Consider the following 23,691-nt stretch of genomic DNA (forward strand, 5'->3'; position numbering starts at 1 on the left):
GTGGCCGCCTCAGGGGTGGTCCAGCGGCATCGGCGGGGCCTGCCGGTTCACCCGCTCCCGGTGCAGCAGGTAAAGCCCGGAGGCGACGATGATCGCCGCCCCACTCCACGTCCATGCGTCAGGTAACTGCTGCCAGAACAGCAGATCCCAGCCGATCACCCAGACCAGCCCGGTGTACTCCAGCGGGGCGATCATCGATGCCTCGCCCAGTTGGAATGCCCGGGTCAGGGCGATCTGCCCGAGCGCCCCTGCCAGCCCCATCCCCGCCACCAGCGGCGCATCGGCCAGACGCATCGGCACCCAGTCCGACCAGGCCAGCAAACCGGCACCAAGGGCCATGATGACCAGAAACCACACCACCATGGACTGGGACGTATCGGTACGGGTCAGCAGGCTGACGGTGATCGCGGCAATGGCGTAGGCCGTCGCGGCGACCAGCACCATCAGGCCCGGGATGGAGATGAATCCGTCCACGCCCGGCCTCAGCACCACCACGACACCCAGCAGGCCGATGCCGATGGCCACCCACCGCCGGGGGCCCACCCGCTCACCCAGCAACGGCACCGACAGCGCGGCGATGATCAGCGGCGCGACGAAGTAGATGCTGTAAGCGGTGGAAAGCGGCAGATCGCGCAGGGCGAACACGAAGCAGCCGATCATTACCATGCCCAGCACGCCGCGCAGCAGGTGCAGGCCCCAGCGGCGCGGGATCAGCGAACGCGGGCCGGCGCTGGCCAGCACCCAGACCAGCACGAAAGGCAGCGAGGCGGCACCACGCAGGAAGGTCACCTGTAGCGACGGATAGCCGGTGGAGAGCTGCTTCATGCCAGCGTCCATCAGCGAGAAACAGGCGACCGCGCCGATCATCCAGGCCACGGCACGCGAAGGGGAGCGTTGGAGGTTCATTGCCCATTATCGCGCCAGTCTGCACGGCCTTCCAATGTCGGTTGGGTAGAATGGGCGCCACTGATTACAGGAGCATTCCCATGCCTTCGTTCGACGTCGTTTCCGAAGTTGACACACACGAGCTGACCAATGCGGTGGACCAGGCCAACCGCGAGCTGACCACCCGATTCGACTTCAAGGGCGTGGATGCCAAGTACATCCTGGAAGACGAGGTGATCTCGCAGTCCGCTCCCAGCGATTTCCAGCTGCAGCAGATGACCGACATCCTGCGTGCCCGCCTGTCGGCCCGCAAAATCGACACAAAGAGCTTGGAATTCGGCGACGTGGAAACCAACGTAGCCGGTGCGCGGCAGAAAATCACCGTCAAGCAGGGCATCGAACAGAAGATCGCCAAGAAGATCGCTGCCACGCTCAAGGAAGCCAAGCTGAAAGTGGAAAGCCAGATCAACGGCGACAAGCTGCGCGTGACCGGCAAGAAGCGCGACGATCTGCAGGATGCGATGGCCCTGCTGAAGAAGACCGACTTCGACCTGCCGCTGCAGTTCGACAACTTCCGCGACTGACGCATAAAAAAGGGGACGGAGGGGATTAAGTCGTTTTCGACCAACAACGCTGGCCGATAACGACTTAATCCCCTCCGTCCCCTTTTTTCCGCAACAATGACGTTCCCCGCCAGCTTGTCGAGCCTGCCATGACCGAGTACGCGTTTCCGGCCGAAGGCCAGCCTTCCGAAGATCCCATCGCGGCCACGCGGGTATGGCTGGAACGGATCGTGATCGGTCTGAACCTGTGCCCGTTTGCCAAGGCGGTGTACGTGAAGGAGCAGGTCCGCTACGTGCTCAGTGATGCGACCACGCCGGAGGCGCTGGTGGAGCAGTTGGCCGAAGAACTGGTGCTGCTGCGCGATGCCTCGCCGGAGCAGATCGACACCACGCTGATCATCCACCCGGAGGTGCTGACCGACTTCCTGGACTACAACGATTTCCTCGACAACGCCGACGCAGCGATCGAAGCGCTCGACCTGCAGGGCATCCTGCAGGTGGCCAGCTTCCATCCGCAGTACCAGTTCGAGGGCGTTGCCGCCGACGATGCCAGCAACTACACCAACCGCGCGCCCTACCCCATCCTGCACCTGCTGCGCGAAGACAGCGTGGCGCGTGCGGTCGACGCCTTCCCCGATCCGGACGTGATCGTGGAGCGCAACATCCAGACACTGGATCGGATCGGCGTGCAGGGCTGGTGGCGGCGCCTGCGCGGCGAAGACCTGTCGTGAGCATCGTGCCCACCATTGCGCCGTGGCCGACCGCCCCGCTTGCGGGCAAGGTGGTGCTGGTCACCGGCGGCGCCAATGGCATCGGCCGCGGGATCGCCCAAGCGGTACTCGGTGCCGGGGGCCAGGTGATGATCGGGGACTTGGATGTGGACGCCGGCAAGGCATGTCTGGCGGAATGGAATCGCCCCGCCGACGCCGCGTTCCGCAAGCTGGACATCACCAGCGAATCGAGCGTGCGCAGCTTCATCGAAGCGGCGCTGAAGCGTTTCGGACGGATCGACGGCCTGGTCAACAACGCCGGTATCGCCAGCGCGCACGGCACGCCGCTGGCCGACATGACGTGGAGCGAATGGCAGCAGCGCCTGTCCTCGCTGCACGGCGCGTTCCTGTGCAGCAGACACGCGCTGCCTGCCTTGGCAGCCGATGGCGGTGGCGCCATCCTCAACATCGCTTCTACCCGTGCGCAGCAGTCCGAACCGCACAGCGAAGCCTACGCCGCGGCCAAGGGCGGGCTGCTGGCCTTCACCCACGCCCTGGCGATCAGTGCAGGGCCGGCCGTGCGGGTCAACAGCATCAGCCCTGGCTGGATCAGCACGGGCGCATGGCAGGCGCCCGCGCGGCGACGCACGGCCAAACTCTCCAAGGCCGACCACGCGCAGCACGCGGTGGGCCGGGTCGGCCAACCGGAAGACATCGGTGCCCTCGCCGTCTACCTGCTTTCAGACATGGCCGGGTTCATCACCGGACAGGACCATATCGTCGATGGCGGCATGACCCGCAAGATGATCTACGTCGACTGAAGACGGTCGGTGTGCGTTTTCTTGAAAGCCGCCAGCTCTGGTCGGTTGCACCATATGCTTCGGCGCAGACCGCCGCCGCTCAGAGCATCATCTTCATGCCTCACACGATCAACTCATTCGTCGCCCGCATGCCAACGCCCGCGTTGCAGCAACCCGATAAAAGTGCGGCCGGTGCCACACCAGCACCGTCAGTGGATACCGCCATGCCGGTCCCTGCCCAGATCAGCAACGCCGCTCCGCAGCCCATGTCCGAGAAGGCTGCATCCGCCTGGAACACCGCCAACTTCAAGATGGCCAGCGGAATGCGCTTGTCTGCTGAAGACATGGACGCCCTGCCGTGCAACTTCAACACAGCATTCCCAGTGCCGGCGCCGTGCGACCTGATGTTCATCGCGGTGACCTACGGTCAGGTGGGGCACGTGGAACAGATGCTGCGCGACGGCGCATCTGCGACGGCACCCAATAGCGAGGATTTGAGCCCAGTGGTCGCGGCAGCAACCCTCGCCGACGCTGCCATGCTGAAGGCCATGATTGCAGCCGGTGTCGACATCAACGCCGCCCAACCACGAAACGGCGCCACTCCGCTGATCGCGGCGGCAGAAAGCTCGCATGCGGACAATGTCGCACTGCTCATCAAAGCCGGTGCAGACCCGCTTGCCACCGCCAGTGACGGCAGCACCGCAATGAGCGTCAGCACCAGTCCCGCGATCAGCCTGATGTTGGAGATGGCGGGGAATCTACAGGCAGCCAACGGCTGACAAGCCCACCCTGGACTCACGCCATCCCTGAATGCCGCAGCAGCGCATCGATACTCGGCGCGCGGCCGCGGAACGCGTGGAAGTTCTCCGCCGCACTGCGGCTGCCGCCGCGACCCAGCACTTCGTCGCGGAAACGTGCGCCAGTCGCCGCCAAGGCGTCTGGCGCCTCTTCGAACGCCGCATACGCATCGGCACTCAGCACTTCGGCCCATTTGTAACTGTAGTAGCCGGCCGCATAACCGCCGGCGAAGATATGGCTGAACTGATGCGGGAAGCGATTCCACGCGGGCGGATGGTTCACCGCGACTTCCTCGCGCACGCGATCGAGCAGGCCCAGCACCGTGTCCTGTGCCGGTGCGAACTGGCTGTGCAGCAGCATGTCGAACAGGCCGAATTCCAGCTGCCGCACCGTGGTCATACCGCTCTGGAAATTACGCGCCGCCAGCATCTTTTCATACAGCGCGCGCGGTAGCGGCTCAGCGCTGTCCACGTGCGCGGTCATGGCCTGCAGGTGCGACCATTCCCAGCAGAAGTTCTCCATGAACTGACTCGGCAATTCGACCGCGTCCCATTCCACGCCGTTGATGCCGGCTACGCCCAGCTCGCCGATGCGGGTCAGCAGCTGGTGCAGGCCATGGCCCATTTCGTGGAACAGCGTGGTGACCTCATTGTGGCTGAAGGTGGCCGGCTTGCCGGCCATACCACGGCCGAAGTTGCACACCAGGTAGACCAGCGGGGTCTGCACGCTGCCATCGGCACGCACGCGGCGGTTGCGGCCGTCATCCATCCACGCGCCCCCGCGCTTGCCTTCGCGGGCGTACAGATCCAGATAGAACTGTCCGACCAGGGCACCCTGGGCATCCAGCAAGCGATAGAACCGCACATCCTCATGCCACACCGGCGCGACGTCCGCTTCCACGCGCAGGCCGTACAGCTGTTCGATCACCGCGAACAGGCCAGCCAACACCTTCGGTTCGGTGAAGTACTGTTTTACCTCCTGCTCGGCATAGCTGTAGCGTGCCTGCTTCAGCTTGTCGGCAGCGTACGCAAGGTCCCAGGCCTGCAGTGAGTCAATGCCCAGTTCTTCACGGGCAAAACGCTCCAGCTCGGCACGATCCTTGGCCGCATGCGGCTTCGCACGCGCCGCGAGGTCACGCAGGAATCCCAGCACATCGGCGGGCGCCTGCGCCATCTTGGTGGCGATGGAGTAATCGGCATAGGAGTCGAACCCCAGCAGCGCCGCCAGCTCGGTGCGCAGAGCGAGAATGCGCTCGATGTTTGCACTGTTGTCCCACCCCGCATCGCCGAATTCGGAGGCGCGCTGCGCACTGGCGCGGTACAGCGTTTCGCGCAGCGCACGGTCGTCGGCGTAGGTCTGCACCGGCAGGTAACACGGCATCTGCAGGGTCAGCTTCCAACCGGCGAGGCCCTCTTTCTCTGCCGCTGCACGCGCGGCCGCACGTACATCGTCCGGCAACCCGGCCAATCGCGCAGCATCTTCAACGTGCAGCGACCACGCATCGGTCGCATCGAGGACATTCTGCGAGAACCTGGCCGAGAGCGAAGACAGTTCTTCCTTGATCGCGCTGAAACGCTGCTGCGATGGCGCATCCAGTTCAGCGCCACCCAGACGGAAGTCTCGCAGTGCGTTGTCCAGCACCTTGCGCTGCGCTTCATCGAGACCCTGCGCCACTGCCGGCACGGCCAACGCCTGGTACTGCTGGAACAGCTTGAGGTTCTGGCCGAGTGCACTGCCGAAGCGTGTCACCCGCGGCAGGTTCTCGTTGTAGGCTTCGCGCAGCGCCGGCGTGTTCATCACCGCCTGCAGGTGGCCCACCTGGCCCCAGGCACGCCAGAGTTTCTCGGTGGCATCGTCCAGCGGCACCACGAACGACGCCCAGGTCACCGGATGCACGTTCTCTGCCGCGGTGACGGCGGCCTCCGCCTCGGCAAGCAGCACGTCCAGCGCCGGACCGACGTGTTCCGGGCGGATGGCGTCGAAACGGGGCAGGCCGGAAAAATCGAGCAATGGGTTGGTGGTGGTCATCAACGGCTCCAGGTACGGGCGCCACGCAGCGTGGCATCCCCTCCCATATGGCATCGCCGTGGGCCGATGGCAAGAGCACGGCGAGCGCCGCCGGCATTCCGCCGACGGGCTGGGTGCTTCAGGTCTTCGTCGCTATTCCAGATGACTGACCGGCAGCACCGGCAGCGATCCACCGGCCATGACGCCTTCCAGCACGGCATCGGCACCCACCACATCGATACCCATGCGCTCGTACCACGCCCGATCGTAGTAACTGTGCGCGTAGCGCTCGCCACTGTCGCAGAGGATGGTGACGATACTGCCGCCGCGCCCCGCATCGCGCATCCACTGCGCGGCCTGCAGTACGCCGATGAAATTGGTGCCTGTGGACCCGCCGACACGACGTCCCAGGCTGCGGCTGACCTGACGCATCGCGGCCAGCGCCAGGGCATCGGGCACTTTGACCATCGCATCCACGCTGGTCGGAATGAAACTGGGCTCTACCCGTGGCCGGCCAATGCCTTCCACCCGAGAGCCGCCTTCGCAGGTCAGGTGCTTCCACGGCTCACCCGCCAGCGCGGCGCAGTAACCGTCGTAGAACACGGACACCTCCGGATCGGCGCAGAGGATGCGCGTGTCGTGCCGACGGTAGCTGACGTAGCGACCCAGGGTCGCCGCGGTGCCGCCGGTGCCCGGGCTGCAGACGATCCATTCCGGGATGGGATGCGGCTCTTCGGCCATCTGCTTGAAGATGGATTCGGCAATGTTGTTGTTGGCGCGCCAGTCGGTGGCGCGCTCGGCGAACGTGAACTGGTCCATGAAGTGCCCGCCGGTCTCGCGCGCCAGCTGCTCCGACGCGGCATTCAGGCCGCAGGCGCTCTGCACCAGATGGCAGCGGCCACCGTGGAACTCGATCGCCGCGATCTTTTCCGGCGAGGTGGTGGCCGGCATGACCGCAATGAACGGCAACCCCAGCAAGCGCGCGAAGTACGCTTCGGATACCGCGGTGGAGCCACTGGACGCCTCGATCACCGGTCGGCCCTCGCGCAGCCAACCATTGGTCAACGCGTACAGGAACAGCGAGCGCGCGAGCCGATGCTTCAAGCTGCCTGTGGGATGGCTGGACTCGTCCTTGAAATAGACATCGATGCCGGGAAAACCGGGCAGATCCATCGGGATCAGATGCGTATCGGCCGAACGATTGAAATCGGCCTCGATCTTGCGGATGGCGGCTGCCACCCATTCACGCTGCGACATGGCGGGGTCTGATGTCCGTAGTGGAGCGGTGCGGAACCGACATTCTACGCCGGGCCGTCGTCATCCGCCCGCCGGTAGAATGGGCGTTTCGGCCCTGACCGGCCCGTCTTGATAAGGAGTCCCCATGACCCTCGCTACCCTGCGCACTGTTCCCGGCGTCGCCGCCCAGCCTCCGGCAGAAACAGCCGGCTTCGTCTTCAACCACACGATGCTGCGGGTGAAGGACGCCACGGCATCGTTGGATTTCTATACCCGTGTACTGGGCTACCAACTGCTCGACAAGCGCGACTTCGCCGAAGCGCAGTTCAGCCTGTACTTCCTGGCCCTGCTGCCCGCCGACACGGCGGTTCCGGAAGACGACGCGGCCCGCCGCCTGTGGATGGCTGGCCTGTCCGGCGTACTGGAGCTGACCCATAACCACGGTACCGAGACCCAATCCGGCCCGGTCTACCACGATGGCAACAGCGACCCGCGTGGCTTCGGTCACATCTGCGTATCGGTGCCGGACATCCAGGCGGCCTGCCAGCGCTTCGACGCCCTGCAGGTGCCCTACCAGAAGCGTCTGGAAGACGGCCGCATGAAGCACCTGGCGTTCATCAAGGACCCTGACGGCTACTGGGTCGAAATCATCTCCAACGCCTGACCCCGAAAAAGGGGACGGAGGGGATTAAGTCGTTTCTGGCATAGCGGTGCCAGAAACGACTTAATCCCCTCCGTCCCCTTTTTTTTGTGACGTCAGTGCGCCGCCAGGTAGATGTCCTGCAGTACGGCTTTCTCGAGCTCCAGCTCACCCAGCAGATTCTTGACGATGTCACCCAGGCTGAGGATGCCTACCAGCGTCGTGCCATCAGTGACCATCAGGTGGCGACGACGCGAGTACGTCATCAGCGACATGGCCTGCTTCAGGGTCGCCTCGGGGGCGATGCCTTCCAGGCCGGTGGACGGCACACTCGAGATCACCCGACGGCCGGCCTGCGGACCATCATCGGCGACGCAGCGCACGATGTCTTTCTCGGAAATGATGCCGACCGGTACACCGTCCTTCATCACCACCAGGGCAGCGATCTTGTTCGCACTCATCTTGTGCGCGGCTGCACCGATGGTGTCTTCCATATCGATGGTGATGACCGTTTCTTTCTTGGATTGCAGAAGCTCGCGAACGTTCATTCTTGTTTCCTGTTGCAGTTCACTGATTCAAAAAATGTGCTCTGCCGGTGCGCCCCACCGCGGGACCGGACCTTGCAGCGCACGTCTGGTGCAACGCGAACGAGGCAGGTTCAACGACGCGACCCACACCCCGGCCAGCTCGATTCTACGACTGCGACCATCGGTCACTATCGGCTTGGATAGGACTGTATGTCGTGGAGACTTGCCAACAATCCAGAGAATGGCACCGCGGGTGAAACCGCCGCTGAATATCGGCGGTGACGTGCACTCAAGATTGGTCGTCCGCTGCCGCCATGCGGACAGAACGGTGCTGTTCTGTCCCAGTTCGCGCGCAGTGGACCGCGTGACGCGTGTGGCTCGACCCGGCTGGTGCCTGCACCGATGACATGCAGCGTCCTGCCTCCGCCTGCTGCAGCGCCATGGTTTACACCCCCGCCGGCCCCCATTGTCTGGGCAGCGCACGGTACGTGATGCCGTTGCTCCCCCTCCTCCCCCGGATTTTTTCCATGTCCCGACTGTTCTCTCCGTTCCAGCTGAAAGGCGTGACCCTGCGCAATCGCATCGCGGTACCGCCGATGTGCCAGTACTCCGCCGTCGATGGCGTGCCCAACGCATGGCATTTGGCGCATTACACGGGGCTGGCCCGTGGCGGTGCCGGCCTGGTCATCGTGGAAGCGACCGGCGTGTCCGCAGAAGGTCGCATCACCCCCGGCTGCCTTGGCCTGTGGAATGACGCCCAGGCTGACGCACTGGCCCCGATCGCCGCCGCCATCGCCGAGACCGGCGCGGTACCGGGCATCCAGATCGGCCATGCCGGACGCAAGGCCAGCGCCAACCTGCCGTGGGAAGGTGACGACCATATGGCCGAGGACGATGCGCGCGGCTGGCCGACCCTGGCGCCGTCGGCAATCGCTTTCGGTGGCGGGCTGTCCAAGCTGCCGCAGGAAATGACCCTGGACGACATCAAGCGCGTACAGGCGGACTTCGTATCGGCCGCCGAACGGGCACGCGATGCGGGCTTCAAATGGCTGGAACTGCATTTCGCGCACGGCTACCTGGCGCAGAGTTTCTTCTCCGCCTACAGCAACCAGCGCGATGACCAGTACGGTGGCAACTTCGACAACCGGGCCCGCTTCCTGCTGGAAACGGTCGCTGCCGTACGCGCGGTGTGGCCGGCCGACCTGCCGCTGACCGCGCGCTTGGGCGTCATCGAGTATGACGGCCGCGATGAAGAGACCGTCGCCGAATCCATTGAACTGGTACGGCAGATGCGCGAACGCGGGCTGGACCTGCTCAACGTCAGCATCAACTTCGTCATCCCGACCGGCGTGGTGCCGTGGGGCACGCCGTCCTTCCTGGCGCCGATTGCCCAGCGCGTGCGCGATGAAGCCGGCATCGCAGTGGCCGTGGGCTGGTGCGTGGATGGCGCCGAAGCGGCCGAAGACATCGTGCAGAAGCAGCAGAGCGACCTGGTGATGATCGGTCGCGCGCACCTGGCCAACCCGCACTACCCGTACCAGCTGGCGCAGGAGCTGGGCGTCGAGAACCCGGCCTGGACCACCCTTCCCGCCCCGTACGCCCATTGGCTGGCGCGCTACCGCGGCCCAGGCCGCGCCTCGGCCCAGTAAGCGAACGACAAAAAGGGGACGGAGGGGATTAAGTCGTTTTCGGCCTAGAGGCCGAAAACGACTTAATCCCCTCCGTCCCCTTTTTTATTCGACGGTCACGCTCTTGGCCAGGTTGCGCGGCTTGTCCACGTCGGTGCCGCGGGCCAGGGCGGTGTGGTACGCGAGCAGCTGCACCGGGATCGTGTGCACGATCGGGCTGAGCACGCCGGCATGGCGCGGCGTGCGGATCACGTGCACGCCTTCGGATTCGACGAAATTGCTGTCCTGGTCGGCAAACACGAACAGCTCACCGCCGCGCGCGCGCACTTCCTGCATGTTGGATTTGACCTTCTCCAGCAGGCTGTCGTTGGGTGCGATCACCACCACCGGCATGTCTTCGTCCACCAGCGCCAACGGACCGTGCTTGAGCTCGCCGGCCGGGTAGGCCTCGGCGTGGATGTACGTGATTTCCTTCAGCTTGAGCGCGCCTTCCAGCGCGATCGGGTAATGCAACCCACGGCCCAGGAACAACGCACTGCTCTTGCGCGCGAAGCGTTCGGCCCATGCAGCGATCTGCGGCTCCATGTTCAGCGCATGCTGCACGCTGCCGGGCAGGAAGCGCAGCTGCTCGAGATACTCCGATTCCTGTGCCGCATCCACGCGACCCTGCAGCTTGCCCAGCACCACGGTCAGCTGGAACAGCGCCGCCAGCTGGGTCGTAAACGCTTTGGTCGACGCCACGCCGATTTCCGCACCGGCACGGGTGTAACAGACCAGTTCGCTGGCGCGCGGGATCGCGCTTTCCGGGACATTGCAGATCGACAGCGTATGCAGGTGGCCAAGCGACTTGGCGTATTTCAACGCTTCCATCGTATCCAGCGTTTCGCCGGACTGCGAAATCGTCACGATCAGGTGCTTGGGATTGGCATACGCCGCGCGGTAGCGGTACTCGCTGGCAATCTCCACGCTGCACGGCAGTCCGGAGATGGATTCGATCCAGTAGCGCGCGGTCAGGCCGGCGTAATAGCTGGTGCCACATGCCAGGATCTGTACGCCGGTGATGCCCGACAGCACCGCCTGAGCGTTCTTTCCGAACAGTTCCACCGGGAAGCCACCGGCGTCGATCGCCGCTTCGATGGTGTCACCCAGCGCGCGCGGTTGCTCGTGGATTTCCTTCTGCATGAAGTGACGGTACGGGCCGAGTTCCAGCGAGGCCAGCGACACGTCAGACAGGTGGACATCGCGCTGCACGGGGGCATCGTCGTGGCCATACACCTGCACGCCGTCGCGCCGTACGTCGGCGGTGTCGCCCTCTTCCAGGAAGATCACCCGCCGCGTGGACGAGATGATCGCCGACACGTCCGAGGCAACGAAGTTCTCGCCGTCGCCGATGCCGACCAGCAGGGGGCAGCCCATGCGTGCGCAGACAAAGTGATCGGGCTCGGCACGGCTCATCACCGCCAGCGCATAGGCACCGGTCAGTTCCTTCACCGTGCGCTGCAGCGCGGACAGCAGGCTGTCGCCGCCCTTCAGGTGGTGGTGCATCAGGTGGGCGATGACTTCGGTATCGGTCTGCGACTCGAATACATAGCCGAGCGCACGCAGCTTTTCACGCTGCTCTTCGTGGTTTTCGATGATGCCGTTGTGCACCAGCGCCACGCCCTCGCTGATATGCGGATGCGCATTGGCTTCGGTCACGCCGCCGTGGGTGGCCCAACGGGTATGGCCGATGCCCAGCACGCTGCTGAAGCCCTCTGCATCGGCAGCGGTGGCCATCTCCGAAACGCGACCGGTCCGGCGCACGCGGCGGATATCCGGCTGCTCACCCTGCTGCAGCACCGCGATGCCGGATGAATCGTAGCCGCGGTATTCCAGTCGCTTCAGTCCTTCGATGAGGACAGGCACCACATCGCGACCCGCAATCGCACCCACGATCCCGCACATAGACGCACATCCTTTGGTGTTGAGCTCCGCATTCTAGCGTGGCTCTCCCTGCGCCTCTGTGTGTCCGCTTAACGAAAGTGTCCGGCCCGGTGTCCGCGGACAGGCGGACACCGCGGCACGAAGCGTAACTCCCTGATCCAAAAGGACTGAACAGTTGGCACGCTCTCTGCTTCCCTGAAGGCAGACCGACCACCCAGGCCCTTCGATGATCCGCGACACTTCCGCCCAGGACCAGATTGTTTCCACCCGTGCGACAAGCGGCCGCGCCGCGCTGGTGCGCCGCTACCGCTGGCCGGCACTGGCCGCCGTCCTGGTGCTGGCCGGGATCGGTTTCGCGGTGCACGGATGGCTCAACGCCAGTCGTTCCTTCGACAGCAGCCGCGTGCGCGTGGCGGAAGTACAGCGGGGCGACCTGGTGCGCGACATCGCCGCCGAAGGTCGGGTGATCGCGGCCAACAGCCCGATCCTGTACGCCATCTCCGCCGGTACGGTGAACCTGAAAGTGGTGGCCGGCGACGTGGTCAAGCAGGGCCAGGAGCTGGCTGTGATCGACAGCCCCGAACTGCGCAGCAAGCTTGCCCAGGAAGAGGCCACCCTGGCGGGCCTGGAAGCGGAGTCCAGCCGTGCCGCACTCGATGCCACGCTGACCCGTGCCAAGTCCCGCAAGGACACCGACCAGGCGGGTATCGAAAAGGTGGCTGCAGAGCGCGACCTGCAGCGCTACCAGCGCGGCTTCGATGGCGGCGCGGTGCCACAGATCGACCTGGCCCGCGCGCAGGACAGCCTGAAGAAGGCCGATATCAGCCTGCTCAACGCGCAGACCGATGCCAGCCTGCAGGGCCAGGGCGCGGACCTGGACGCACGCAACAAGCGCCTGCTGGCCGACCGCCAGCGTGCGGTGGTATCGGAAGTGAAACGGCAGGTGGATGCGCTGACCCTGCGGGCGCCCTTCGATGGCCAGGTCGGCCAAGTGCAGGCCGTGCAGCACACCAACCTGATCGCCAACGCACCGGTGCTGGGCGTGGTCGATCTGTCCAACTTCGAGATCGAGATCAAGGTGCCGGAGAGCTTCGCACGCGACCTGGCGATCGGCATGCCCGCCCAGTTGACCAGCGGCAGCGGCGAACCCTTCCCCGGCGAAATATCCGCCGTCTCGCCCGAAGTGGTCAGCGGTGAGGTCAACGCGCGCGTGCGTTTTGCCGACAAGCAACCGGCCGGCCTGCGCCAGAGCCAGCGGATGTCGGTGCGGGTTCTGCTGGACACCCGCAAAAACGTACTGAAAGTAGAGCGCGGCCCCTTCGTCGAGCAAAGCAGCGGACACGCCTACGTGATGGAGGGCAGCACCGCCGTGCGCCGCCCCGTGGAACTGGGCGTGAGCAGCCTGGGCGAAGTGGAGATCCTGTCCGGCGTGCAGCCGGGTGATCGCATCGTGGTCGCCGGCAGCGACCTGTTCAAGGACGCCGAGCGCGTTTCCATCAACTGATCCATCCCCTACGAATCCTGGAGAGAACCATGCTTGAGATGCGCGCTGTCGCCAAAGTGTTCCGTACCGAACAGGTGGAAACCCATGCCCTGCGTTCGCTGGATCTGAAGGTCAACGAGGGGGAGTTCGTCGCCGTCACCGGTCCGTCGGGGTCAGGCAAGACGACCTTCCTCAACATCGCCGGCCTGCTGGAGACCTTCACCAGCGGCACCTATCTGCTGGACGGCCAGGACGTCAGCCAGCTGGGTGATGATGCACGCAGCCGCCTGCGCAACCAGAAGATCGGCTTCATCTTCCAGGGGTTCAACCTGATCCCCGACCTCAACCTGTTCGACAACGTGGACGTGCCACTGCGTTACCGCGGCATGTCCTCGACCGAGCGCCGCGAGCGCATCGAGAAAGCACTCGGCCAGGTCGGCCTGGGTTCGCGCATGAAGCACTATCCCAACGAATTGTCCGGTGGCCAGCAGCAACGCGCCGCCATTGCCCGCGCCCTGGCGGGCAGCCCGCGCCTGCTGCTGGCTGACGAACCCACCGGCAACCTGGACAGCCAGATGGCCCGTGGGGTGATGGAACTGCTGGAGGAAATCAACGCCGCCGGCACCACCATCGTCATGGTCACCCATGATCCAGAGCTGGCTGCGCGCGCGCAGCGCAACGTGCATATCGTCGACGGCCAGGTCACCGACCTGCTGCGCGAACCGGTCCTGGCCACCGCCCGGCGCGTGGCCGCGGTCAACGAGTGAGGTCTGCCATGTTCGCCTACTACACCCGGCTGGCCCTGCGCAGCTTCCGACGCAACAAGGTGTTGACCGCCCTGATGGTGGTCGCCATCGCGCTCGGCATCGGCGCCTCGATGACCACCCTCACCGTATTCCATGTGCTGTCCGGCGACCCCATTCCCGGCAAGAGCGACCGCCTGTTCTACGTGCAGGTCGACCCACGTCCGCGTGCCGGCTTCGTGCCCGGTGAAGAGCCCGAAGAGCAGATGACCCGGTTCGATGCCGAAGCGCTGTTGCGCGACAAGAAAGGGATCCATCAGGCGGTGATGACCGCCGGCGGCGCGACCATCGTGCCGCAGAGCAGTACGCTGAAGCCGTTCTCGCTGGACTCGCGTTACACCTCGGCCGATTTCTTCCCGATGTTCGATGTGCCCTTCCAGTATGGCAATGGGTGGACGGCCACCGACGATGAAGGCCGCAGCCGCGTCGCGGTTCTGTCCAAGGCGCTCAACGACAAGCTGTTCAACGGGGCCAACAGCGTGGGCCGCGAAGTGAACGTCAGCGGGCATTCGATGCGCGTGGTCGGCGTACTGAAAGAATGGCAGCCCGAGCCGCGGTTCTTCGATCTGTCCACCGGCGCCTACGGCAACGAAGAAGACGTGCTGCTGCCGTTCTCCACGTCCGTCGAGTTGAAACTGGGCAGCAGCGGCAACATGAGCTGCTTCGGCGAAGGGTCGCCCAGCGGCAGCAGCTCGGACCTCAATGCACCGTGTACGTGGCTGCAGTATTGGGTGGAACTGGATCCGGCCAAGGTCGATGACTACCGGCAGTATCTGTTGAACTATTCGGACCAGCAGCGCGCCGCCGGCCGCTTCCAGCGCCCGGCCAACGTCAAGCTGTCCTCGGTGATGGAATGGCTGGATTTCAAGAAGGCCGTTCCCAGTGACGTACGGCTGCAGCTGTGGCTGGCGCTGGGCTTCCTGGTGGTGTGCCTGATCAACACGGTCGGCCTGCTGCTGGCCAAGTTCCTGCGCCGTAGCGGTGAAATCGGCGTGCGCCGCGCGCTTGGCGCCAGCCGCGGGCAGATCTTCCTGCAGTGCGTGGTGGAGGCGGGCGCGGTGGGCGTGGCCGGTGGCCTGCTCGGCATCCTGCTTGCGTTGGCCGGGCTGTATGCCGTGCGCCAGCAACCCGTGGAGTACGCAAAGCTCGCTCATCTGGACGGCACCATGCTGCTGCTTGCACTCGGCCTGACCCTGTTCGCCAGCCTCGCCGCCGGCCTGTTGCCGGCGTGGCGCGCCATGCAGGTCACCCCCGCCATCCAGCTCAAATCGCAGTAAGCACGAGACCAAGGAACCTGCATGGACATCCGCCCCATCCTCAGCACCCTGCGCCGACACAAGACGGCCGCCTCGCTGATCGTGCTCGAAGTCGCCCTGACCTGCGCCATCGTCTGCAACGCGTTGTTCCTGGTCAGCCAGCGCATCGAGAAGATCAGCCAACCCAGCGGCGTGGCCGAAAAAGAGCTGATCGTGGTGCGGGTCAGTGGCATCGGCAAACAGACCGATGCCATGGCCCGCACGCGCGAGGACATCGCCGCCCTGCGCGCCGTCCCCGGGGTCACCCAGGTATCGCGCGCCAACCAGTTGCCGTTCCGCAACAGCTCGTCCAACAGCGGTATCTCGCGTACGCCGGAACAGGAGCGCCCCACGATCCACGCTGCCATGTACAGCTTCAACGAAGGAGCCCTGTCGACGCTCGGACTGAACCTGGTCGCCGGACGCGACTTCCTGCCCAGTGAGTACGTGGACCGCGAGAAAGCGCAGAGCGGCGAAGGCGCGGGCAAGGCGGTTCCGGTGATCATCACCCAGACGGCCGCTGACGGCCTGTCGCCGGGACAGACGGCATTGGGCAAGACGTTCTATTCCGGCGACCAGCCACTCAACGTGGTCGGCATCGTGCAGAATCTGGCCACACCCACCGGCTGGGGCGACAACACGACGATGTCGCTCATCATGCCGCTGCGGACCGACTTCACCGAAGGCGTCTACCTGCTGCGGTCCGCCCCGGAGCGTCGCGATGAGGTGCTGAAAGGCGCGCTGGCCGCGTTGGAACGCAATGATCCCAACCGCCTGGTCCGCGAGAAACTGACCTATGAGGACCAGCGCAACGACTTCTTCAAGAACGATCGCGCCATGGTCGGCTTGTTGATCACCGTCTGCGTTGCCCTGCTGGTGGTGACCGCATTGGGCATCGTCGGCCTGGCCAGCTTCTGGGTGCAGCAGCGCAGCAAGCAGATCGGCATCCGCCGTGCGCTGGGAGCGACCCGCGGGCAGATCCTGCGCTACTTCCAGACCGAGAACTTCCTGCTGGCCACGGTCGGCATCGTGCTCGGCATGCTGGCGGCGTATGCCATCAACCTGGCCTTGATGAATACCTATGAGCTGCCCCGCATGCCGCTGATCTACCTGCCCATCGGCGCCGTGCTGCTTTGGCTGCTGGGACAGATCGCGGTGTTCGGGCCGGCGCGGCGGGCCGCTGCGGTACCGCCGGCGGTGGCCACCCGCGGCAGCTGAGGCACGGCTGGCGCGGCTTGTATATCCTGCTGCCATGATGTCCGTAGCGCCGCGCCCCGGCCGGCGCCTACGTTCCGCCGAGCACGGCTCGGCGCTACCAGAAGCTGCTCAATGCCTGCGATCCTGATCATCGACGACAACACCAGCGTGGCTACCGCGCTGGACGTGCTGTTTTCCCTGCATGACATCGATACCCTCCAGGCCACCTCGCCCGAACAGGGGCTGGCGCTGCTGCGCGAACATCCGGTGGACCTGGTCATCCAGGACATGAACTTCACCGAGGACACGACATCGGGCGAAGAAGGCGAAGCCCTGTTCGCGCGCATCCGTCAGGCGCACCCTGACCTGCCGGTGATCCTGTTGACCGCGTGGACCCATCTGGGCAGCGCGGTGGATCTGGTGAAGGCAGGGGCAGCCGACTACCTGGCCAAGCCCTGGGATGACCGCAAACTGCTGACCACGGTGAACAACCTGCTGGAGCTGTCCGAGGCACGCCGCGAGCTGGACCAGCGCCGCCAGCGTGAGCAACGCCAGCGCACCGATCTGCAGGCCCGCTACCAGCTGTGCGACGCCGTGTTCGCCGATGCCGCCAGCGAGCGCGTCATCGCGCTGGCCTGCCAGGTGGCGCGCTCGACGTTGCCGGTACTGATCACCGGTCCCAATGGCGCAGGCAAGGAGAAGATCGCGCAGATCATCCAGGCCAATTCGCCGGTGGCCAAGGGCCCCTTCGTCACCGTCAACTGCGGCGCACTGCCCGCCGATCTGATCGAAGCAGAGCTGTTCGGCGCCGACGCCGGCGCGTACACCGGTGCCAACAAGGCGCGCGAAGGCAAGTTCGAAGCCGCCGATGGCGGTACGTTGTTCCTCGATGAGATCGGCAACCTGCCATTGGGCGGCCAGATGAAGCTGCTGCGCGTGCTGGAAACCGGCCGCTTCGAGCGGTTGGGTTCCAACCGCGAACGGCAGGTCAAGGTGCGCGTGGTCAGTGCGACAAATGCGGATCTTGCCGCGATGATCCGCGACGGCACCTTCCGCGAAGATCTGTACTACCGCCTCAATACGGTCGAGCTGGCGTTGCCGCCGCTGGCGGAGCGGACCGGCGACATCGCACCGCTTGCCGAGCACTTCCTGACCGATGGCAAGCCGCTGTCACCTGCAGCCCTCAGCGCCCTGCAGCGCCATGCATGGCCGGGCAACGTGCGCGAGCTGCGCAACGTGATCCAGCGTGCCGAGCTGCTGGCGACCGGTCCGCGCATCGAGGTGGCCGACCTCAACCTGCCACGCGCACCGGCCAACGTGCGTAGCAACAGCGCGGCGCTTGACCCGGATCGCAAGCGCATCGAAAGCGCGCTTGCCAGCAACCACGGCATCATCGCGCAGGCCGCGGCGGAGCTCGGGCTGAGCCGACAAGCGTTGTACCGTCGGATGGATCGCTACGACATCCCCCGCGAATGAAGCCGCGCTCCCTCACCGTTCGCCTGTTCCTGCGCCTGCTGCCTGTGCTCGCCCTGGCGGCGGCGCTGCCGTGGCTGCTGGCCTACTGGATGGACCACGGCTGGGCCGTCGCGCTGCTCTCCGGCATCGTCCTGCTGTCGTTGATGTGGATCAGCCTCAGCCGCGCCATCGCGCCGGTACGTTCGGTGATGCGCGCGTTGTCCGGCGTGGTCAGCAGCTACAAGGACGGCGAGTTCAATTTCAGCGTGCACTGGCCGGCACAGGATGAGCTGGGCCATCTGGTGCAGGCGCACCGCGAGCTCGGGGATGTACTGCGCGAGCAGCGGCAGTCACTCGTGCAGCGCGAACTGCTGCTCGACACCATGGTGCAGAACACGCCGGTGGCGATGCTGTTGCTTGCCGCAGGCGGTGACGGCGTGCAGCGTGTTGTGTTCTCCAACCTGGCCGCACGCAAGCTGCTGCACGGCGGGTACAAGCTGGAAGGCCAACGTCTGCTGGAACTGTTGGAGCAGATGCCGCTGGCGCTGCGCGACGCCATCTCGCGCGGCGGCGACAGCCTGTTCGCCGTGCGCGAGGAAGAGAGTGATGACGAAGATGACGAGCAGATCTACCATCTGTCGCGGCGCGCATTCCACCTCAATGGGCGACCACACGACCTGCTGCTGATCCGCCTGCTGACCGCTGAACTGCGGCGGCAGGAAGTACAGACCTGGAAGAAAGTGATCCGGGTGATAAGCCATGAGCTCAACAATTCATTGGCTCCCATTGCCTCGCTGGCGCACTCCGGCGGTGAACTGGTCAGGCGCGAACGCTTCGACCGCCTGCCGGAGATCTTCTCGACCATCGAAGATCGGGCGCGTCACCTGGAAGGCTTCATCCGGGGCTATGCGCGCTTTGCCAAGCTGCCACACCCGCAGCTGCAGACAGTGCACTGGGCACCGTTCCTGGCCAGCCTGCAGCAGCAGATCCCCTTCCAGATGGATGAAATTCCCGACGACCTGCACAGCCGCGTGGACATCGCCCAGCTGGGGCAGGCGTTGTTGAACCTGGTGAAGAACGCGCACGAGGCGTGTGCCGAGTCTGATCCCCCCAACGACGACGTGCGTGTGCAGCTGACCCGCCTGCCGCAGTGGATGCGGCTGGACGTGCTGGACCGCGGCAAGGGCATGAACGAGGCCGTCCTGCAGAACGCATTGATGCCCTTCTATTCGACCAAGCGCAACGGTACCGGGCTGGGCCTGGCGCTCACGCGGGAGATCATCGAAGCGCACGGTGGGCGTATCGCGCTGCAGAACCGCACGGACGGCGGCCTGTGCGTGTCGCTGCTGTTGCCGGTGAACTGACGGCAAGCGATTGCGGGCGTGGGGGAGCGTGGGACGTGGGACGTGGACGTTGGACGTTTGACGTGGACGTGGGCCGTGGGCCGTGGGCCATCGACGTGGGGCGTGAACCGTGGGACTTCACGCTTGGTAGAGCCGACTTCAGTCGGCTGCCGTGCGCCTGCAGCCGACTGAAGTCGGCTCTACCGGGGATGCCTTGCAGCCGACTGAAGTCGGCTCTACCTGCCTACTTTTTCTGCGGGCGCTGCCAGCCTTCAACCACCTGCTGGCGCACGCGCGCGACGGTCAACTGGCCGTCCGGCGCGGTTCGCGTGATCACCGATCCCGCGGCAATGGTCGCGCCCTCGCCGACGAGCACGGGCGCCACCAATGAGCTGTTGGATCCGATGAAGGCGTTGTCACCGATCGTCGTCTGTGACTTGTTCACCCCATCGTAGTTGCACGTGATGGTGCCCGCGCCGATGTTCACCTTGCTGCCGATCACCGCATCGCCCAGATAGGTCAGATGGTTGGCCTTGCTGCCTACGCCCATGCGGACGTTCTTGGTTTCCACGAAGTTCCCCACGTGTGCCCCGTCGGCCAGCACGGTGCCCGGACGCAGCCGTGCGAAGGGTCCGATCTGCGCCGCGCCCTCGGTCACCACGCCTTCGATGTCACAGTGCGCGCGTACCTCGGTACCCGGGCCCAGCTTCACGTTCTTCAACCGCGTGAACGGTCCGATGACCACGCCATCGGCCAGCTCGACGCGTCCTTCGAGGATCACGTTGACGTCGATCTGCACATCACGGCCGACGGTCACATCGCCGCGGATGTCCAGCCTTGCCGGGTCCAACACGCGGGCACCCTGCTCGCACAGCGCACGCACCGCACGCTGCTGCCAGGCGCGCTCAAGCTGGGACAGCTGCCACGGATCATTGGCGCCTTCGGCATCCTGCGGATCAGCCACCAGGGACATGTCGGCCGCGGTGTATTCATTGGCAGCGAACGCGAACACGTCGGTGAGGTAGTACTCACCCTGCGCATTGGCGTTGGACAACTGTGAAAGCCAGCGCCGCAAGGCGGTGGATTCGGCGGTGATGATGCCGGTGTTGATCGTACGGATCCTGCGCTGCTCCTCGCTCGCATCTTTCTGCTCCACGATGGAGCCGACCTTGCCCTCCGCGTCGCGCACGATGCGACCGTAGCCGGTGGGATTCTCCATCTCCGCTGCCAGCACGGCCAGCCTGCCTGGCTGCGCCAGCAGGTCGCGCAGGGTCTGCGCACGGATCAGCGGCACGTCGCCGTACAGCACCAGCACCTGCGCGGCGTCAGGCACGTCCGGCATGGCCTGCGCGACCGCATGGCCGGTCCCGAGCTGCTGCGCCTGCTCCGCCCACAACAGGTCGGGCTGGTCGGCGAACCGCGCACGCACGGCGTCCCCGCCATGACCGTGGACGATGTGGATCGCAGCGGGCTGCAGTTGGCGTGCCGTCGCGATCACGTGCGCCAGCATGGGCTGGCCCGCGACCGGCTGCAGCACCTTCGGCAATACCGACCTCATGCGCTTGCCCGCGCCGGCGGCCAGGATGATCACGTGCAGGGCTTGGCTCATGGAATAACGGTGTCCGCAATGGTGTGCCGACATTCTAGAACGCAGCCCGTTAACATGCGTCACGCGCCCTGCATCCCGTGTCCATGTCCCTGCTCCGCCAAGGTGGTTCCTACCTCATCGTCGGCCTGGTCCAGCTTCTGCTGGACTGGTGTGTGTTCGTGGCGGTGACCGCAATGGGCATGCCGGTGGTGCCGGGCAATGTCATCGGTCGCGCCAGCGGCATGCTGCTGGGCTTCTGGCTCAACGGGCGTTACACGTTCGCCGATCAGGGCAGGCAGCGGCTGGGGTGGCGGCGCTTCGTGCGCTTCATCGGCCTGTGGGCGGCGGTCACTGCAGTGAGCACCGTGCTGGTCGCCGCCGCCCACGACGCATTGGGACTGCAGTACGCCTGGTTGGCCAAGCCGCTGGTGGAAGGCCTGCTGGCGGCGCTGTCGTTCCTGTTGATGCGTTGGCTGGTGTTTCGCTGAAGCAAGCGTGCTTCCGGCTCCGCGCGGTGCGCTCGCCGAGCATGGCTCGGCGCTACCAAGGCGAGGCCCACGCGCAGACCCGCCCGGTACGCCGAGACGGGACTGCTACCGGCCCAGGCGCGCCGCCAGGCCCTCGCGCCACAGCTGCAAGGGGCTGAATCGTAGTGTCACCTCGTGCGTGCCCGCGGGTACGCAGACGGCACGGAACAACCCGTTGGCGCGCAGCACGTCTGTCGCCTCCCCGTTGATCTCCGCCCTCCAGCCCGGGGCGATCACATCGTTAACCACCAGCCACGCGGGCGCGTCAGCGTGCACCCGCACCGTCATCGTGCTCGCCGCATGGTGCTGTTCCAGCACCTGCAGCGCACCGCCTCCGGCCTCCGGGCAGAGGCCCCGCTGCGTGCCTTGCGGCAACCACAGCGCGGCACCGAAGTCGGTCTCGTTGAAGGCCGCCGCGGGCGGCAGGTCCTCTTCATGCCAGCGCACCTGGCGCGGGTTGAGCAGGCGCGGCAACACGCTGTCACGACGCAGATACTGCAGTTGATCATCGTGGGCGCGCGAGCCGGGGAAGGCACCCGGCGCGAGCACCCACCGCACACCCAGCAGGTCATACAGGGGCGCGTTGAAGTCCGCGGTCCACGGGGTGTCCGGTTTGTCCTGCACGTTCTCCAACGGATCGCCGGGCATGCCGACCATCCGCAGGTAGCGCGCATCCAGCAGCGGGTTATAGCCATTGGCCAACGGCAGCGCGTGCACGGCCGCACCGTTCGTCAACGGACCGATGCCGAAGACCAGGGCACGCTGCGGCCCGGAGGCGGTGCGCTGCGCGGACAACAGCTGGTACGCACTCTGCGCCGCACCAGCGCGGCTGGCGGTGAGCACGGGACGGGTCGCACTGCGTGCGTTGAATGAGGTGCTGACGTTGAACACCAGCAGATCGAGCAGAACCAGCCCGAGCACCCAGCGTGCGGGCGCACGATGCCGACGCAGCTGGTGGACGGCCAGCGTCCCCAGCACCGCACTCAGCGCCATCCAGGCAAACCCTGGTAACCGGCCAGTGCTGACGATCAGCCAGCCGCTGGCCACCGCCAGCAGACCCGTCACCAGCACCGATGGCCAATGCGGTCGCAGCCCGTGATGGGCGAGTGCAACCTGCAAGGCGGACGCACCCAACCATGCCGCTGCGGGCACCGCGAGGAACAGCGCATCGGACGGTCGACGGAACAGGTCCAGCCCGGGCAGCCACTCGAACAGCAGCGGGAACACCGGCGTCGCGCCCCCCAAGGCGAACAGGACCGCAAAAACGAAGACCGCCAACGCGATGCGCGCCTGCGTGGGCGTGCGACGAATGACCTCGCCGCCCCACGCCAGCCAGACCGCCAGCGGGACGGCACCCACGTAGAGATAGTCGGTCGTGATATCGCCGAATGCCCAGCTGTCACCACGGCCCTGCGAGAAGATGTTGCCTGAAAGCAGGGTGGCAAGGGACTGCCACTGGATGGCCCCGGGCAGCGCGGTGTCGAGCGTCACGCCATCGCGATTGGTCTGCGCCAGCCACGCGAATGTCGACAGCCACTGCGGTGCGCTGATCAGCGCAGCCACTGCCCCCACCACGGCCAACTGAAGGAACAGGCGCACGCGCTGGCGATCAGCGACGACGAGCGCGCCCACCGAATAAAGCGCGCACGCGAGCACGATCAGATACGTGACCTGGGTCAGCTGCAGCGCGCACAGCCCGCCGACCACGCCGGCCAGCACGGCATGCCGCCACTGCAGATGGCGGCGCAGCTGGTCCAGCGCCAGCCACAGCCAGGGCAGCATGCAGTAACTGACGATCATCGGGGTGTGCTGCAGGCGCGCCGCCGCGACCCCTCCGAACAGGAAGACCAGAGCGAACATCAGCTGCGGCAAGCGCTGCATGCCGTGATGCGCCGCCAGTTTCAACGCCCCCATCCCCGCCACCAGCACATGCAGCAGGATCACCACCGTGAACCAGTGCAAGGACGTCGGTGCCAGCAGCATCGGCAGCACCACGGTCGGCTGCAGGGTCATCATCTGCGGATCGGCCAACTGCGGGTATCCACCGTGCAGGTAGGGATTCCACCAGGGTAGCTCGAGCTGCAGCAGCTGCTGCGCGGTGAAGCTCACTGCCGGAAAGAACTGCTGGACCGCATCGAAGGGAATCGTCCATACGCCAAGCAGCCAGGGCAGGCAGAGAATCAGCCAAAGGGCGCTCCATGCGAATCCCAGCGTCTGCCGTAGTCGGGTCCAGCGGCTCGTCGCCGCCGTCGTGCTGATCATCTGCTGCACCCGTGCTTTCCT

20 protein-coding genes are annotated in these 23,691 nt (G+C 65.5%); 13 read left to right on the plus strand and 7 right to left on the minus strand.

Annotated features, from left to right (window positions below):
• Window positions 1–9: 9 nt before the first annotated feature.
• Window positions 10–906, minus strand: a complete 897-nt coding sequence (locus IFT58_RS06200; protein WP_188325039.1) for a DMT family transporter — start codon at window positions 904–906, stop codon at window positions 10–12.
• Window positions 907–986: 80 nt separating this feature from the next.
• Between IFT58_RS06200 and IFT58_RS06205 the strand changes: the two genes are divergently transcribed.
• The 4 genes from IFT58_RS06205 (at window position 987) to IFT58_RS19015 (ending at window position 3,737) form a co-directional block, all read left to right on the plus strand.
• Entirely contained in the window at window positions 987–1,469 is a 483-nt protein-coding gene (locus IFT58_RS06205) for a YajQ family cyclic di-GMP-binding protein (protein WP_188325040.1), read from the plus strand.
• 128 nt (window positions 1,470–1,597) lie between these two features.
• On the plus strand, window positions 1,598–2,179 hold the full coding sequence (locus IFT58_RS06210; protein ID WP_192094204.1) for a DUF1415 domain-containing protein: 582 nt from the start codon (window positions 1,598–1,600) through the stop codon (window positions 2,177–2,179).
• Window positions 2,176–2,979, plus strand: a complete 804-nt coding sequence (locus tag IFT58_RS06215; protein ID WP_192094205.1) for an SDR family oxidoreductase — start codon at window positions 2,176–2,178, stop codon at window positions 2,977–2,979. Before IFT58_RS06210 ends, IFT58_RS06215 begins: the two co-directional genes overlap by 4 nt.
• Window positions 2,980–2,990: 11 nt before the next feature.
• On the plus strand, window positions 2,991–3,737 hold the full coding sequence (locus tag IFT58_RS19015; RefSeq protein WP_192094206.1) for an ankyrin repeat domain-containing protein: 747 nt from the start codon (window positions 2,991–2,993) through the stop codon (window positions 3,735–3,737).
• 16 nt (window positions 3,738–3,753) lie between these two features.
• Here IFT58_RS19015 and IFT58_RS06225 read toward each other — a convergent pair whose 3' ends face one another.
• Together IFT58_RS06225 and IFT58_RS06230 are read right to left on the minus strand one after the other, a co-directional pair.
• A complete protein-coding gene (locus IFT58_RS06225; protein WP_192094207.1) occupies window positions 3,754–5,784 on the minus strand; it encodes a M3 family metallopeptidase in 2,031 nt (676 codons plus the stop codon).
• Between the two features lie 132 nt (window positions 5,785–5,916).
• The gene (locus tag IFT58_RS06230) at window positions 5,917–7,020 is read right to left on the minus strand and encodes a PLP-dependent cysteine synthase family protein (protein WP_192080812.1); all 1,104 of its coding nucleotides are present in this window, start codon (window positions 7,018–7,020) and stop codon (window positions 5,917–5,919) included.
• Between the two features lie 124 nt (window positions 7,021–7,144).
• Between IFT58_RS06230 and gloA the strand changes: the two genes are divergently transcribed.
• Window positions 7,145–7,663: a lactoylglutathione lyase gene (gene gloA, locus IFT58_RS06235; protein ID WP_192094208.1), complete on the plus strand. Its 519-nt coding sequence runs from the start codon at window positions 7,145–7,147 to the stop codon at window positions 7,661–7,663.
• A gap of 92 nt (window positions 7,664–7,755) precedes the next feature.
• On the opposite strand, the gene IFT58_RS06240 is transcribed toward gloA, so the two are convergent.
• The gene (locus IFT58_RS06240) at window positions 7,756–8,187 is read right to left on the minus strand and encodes a CBS domain-containing protein (RefSeq protein WP_188325048.1); all 432 of its coding nucleotides are present in this window, start codon (window positions 8,185–8,187) and stop codon (window positions 7,756–7,758) included.
• Between the two features lie 506 nt (window positions 8,188–8,693).
• On the opposite strand from IFT58_RS06240, the gene IFT58_RS06245 reads away from it, so the two are divergent.
• Window positions 8,694–9,815 (plus strand): NADH:flavin oxidoreductase/NADH oxidase, encoded by a 1,122-nt coding sequence (locus IFT58_RS06245; protein WP_192080811.1) that lies wholly within the window; start codon window positions 8,694–8,696, stop codon window positions 9,813–9,815.
• 84 nt (window positions 9,816–9,899) lie between these two features.
• Here IFT58_RS06245 and glmS read toward each other — a convergent pair whose 3' ends face one another.
• The gene (glmS, locus tag IFT58_RS06250) at window positions 9,900–11,738 is read right to left on the minus strand and encodes a glutamine--fructose-6-phosphate transaminase (isomerizing) (protein ID WP_192080810.1); all 1,839 of its coding nucleotides are present in this window, start codon (window positions 11,736–11,738) and stop codon (window positions 9,900–9,902) included.
• Between the two features lie 205 nt (window positions 11,739–11,943).
• Between glmS and IFT58_RS06255 the strand changes: the two genes are divergently transcribed.
• From IFT58_RS06255 to IFT58_RS06280, 6 genes are all read left to right on the plus strand, one after another.
• Window positions 11,944–13,221: an efflux RND transporter periplasmic adaptor subunit gene (locus IFT58_RS06255; RefSeq protein WP_192094209.1), complete on the plus strand. Its 1,278-nt coding sequence runs from the start codon at window positions 11,944–11,946 to the stop codon at window positions 13,219–13,221.
• Window positions 13,222–13,250: 29 nt separating this feature from the next.
• Entirely contained in the window at window positions 13,251–13,967 is a 717-nt protein-coding gene (locus IFT58_RS06260; protein WP_192094210.1) for an ABC transporter ATP-binding protein, read from the plus strand.
• A gap of 8 nt (window positions 13,968–13,975) precedes the next feature.
• On the plus strand, window positions 13,976–15,280 hold the full coding sequence (locus tag IFT58_RS06265) for an ABC transporter permease (RefSeq protein ID WP_192094211.1): 1,305 nt from the start codon (window positions 13,976–13,978) through the stop codon (window positions 15,278–15,280).
• 21 nt (window positions 15,281–15,301) lie between these two features.
• Window positions 15,302–16,516: an FtsX-like permease family protein gene (locus IFT58_RS06270; protein ID WP_192094212.1), complete on the plus strand. Its 1,215-nt coding sequence runs from the start codon at window positions 15,302–15,304 to the stop codon at window positions 16,514–16,516.
• 111 nt (window positions 16,517–16,627) lie between these two features.
• Window positions 16,628–17,971, plus strand: a complete 1,344-nt coding sequence (locus IFT58_RS06275; RefSeq protein WP_192080806.1) for a sigma-54 dependent transcriptional regulator — start codon at window positions 16,628–16,630, stop codon at window positions 17,969–17,971.
• Window positions 17,968–19,314 carry an ATP-binding protein gene (locus IFT58_RS06280; protein WP_192094213.1) on the plus strand — a complete coding sequence of 449 codons (1,347 nt, stop codon included), beginning with the start codon at window positions 17,968–17,970 and terminating at the stop codon, window positions 19,312–19,314. The genes IFT58_RS06275 and IFT58_RS06280 overlap by 4 nt, the downstream gene beginning before the upstream one ends.
• A gap of 223 nt (window positions 19,315–19,537) precedes the next feature.
• Here IFT58_RS06280 and glmU read toward each other — a convergent pair whose 3' ends face one another.
• The gene (gene glmU / locus IFT58_RS06285) at window positions 19,538–20,902 is read right to left on the minus strand and encodes a bifunctional UDP-N-acetylglucosamine diphosphorylase/glucosamine-1-phosphate N-acetyltransferase GlmU (RefSeq protein WP_192080804.1); all 1,365 of its coding nucleotides are present in this window, start codon (window positions 20,900–20,902) and stop codon (window positions 19,538–19,540) included.
• 83 nt (window positions 20,903–20,985) lie between these two features.
• Here glmU and IFT58_RS06290 point away from each other — a divergent pair, with 83 nt between their 5' ends.
• Window positions 20,986–21,369: a GtrA family protein gene (locus IFT58_RS06290; RefSeq protein ID WP_192094214.1), complete on the plus strand. Its 384-nt coding sequence runs from the start codon at window positions 20,986–20,988 to the stop codon at window positions 21,367–21,369.
• A gap of 105 nt (window positions 21,370–21,474) precedes the next feature.
• On the opposite strand, the gene IFT58_RS06295 is transcribed toward IFT58_RS06290, so the two are convergent.
• Window positions 21,475–23,670, minus strand: a complete 2,196-nt coding sequence (locus IFT58_RS06295; RefSeq protein ID WP_249405629.1) for a YfhO family protein — start codon at window positions 23,668–23,670, stop codon at window positions 21,475–21,477.
• Window positions 23,671–23,691 lie beyond the last annotated feature (21 nt).

The sequence above is a fragment of the Stenotrophomonas sp. CFBP 13718 genome (assembly GCF_014842145.1).
Taxonomy (GTDB): domain Bacteria; phylum Pseudomonadota; class Gammaproteobacteria; order Xanthomonadales; family Xanthomonadaceae; genus Stenotrophomonas.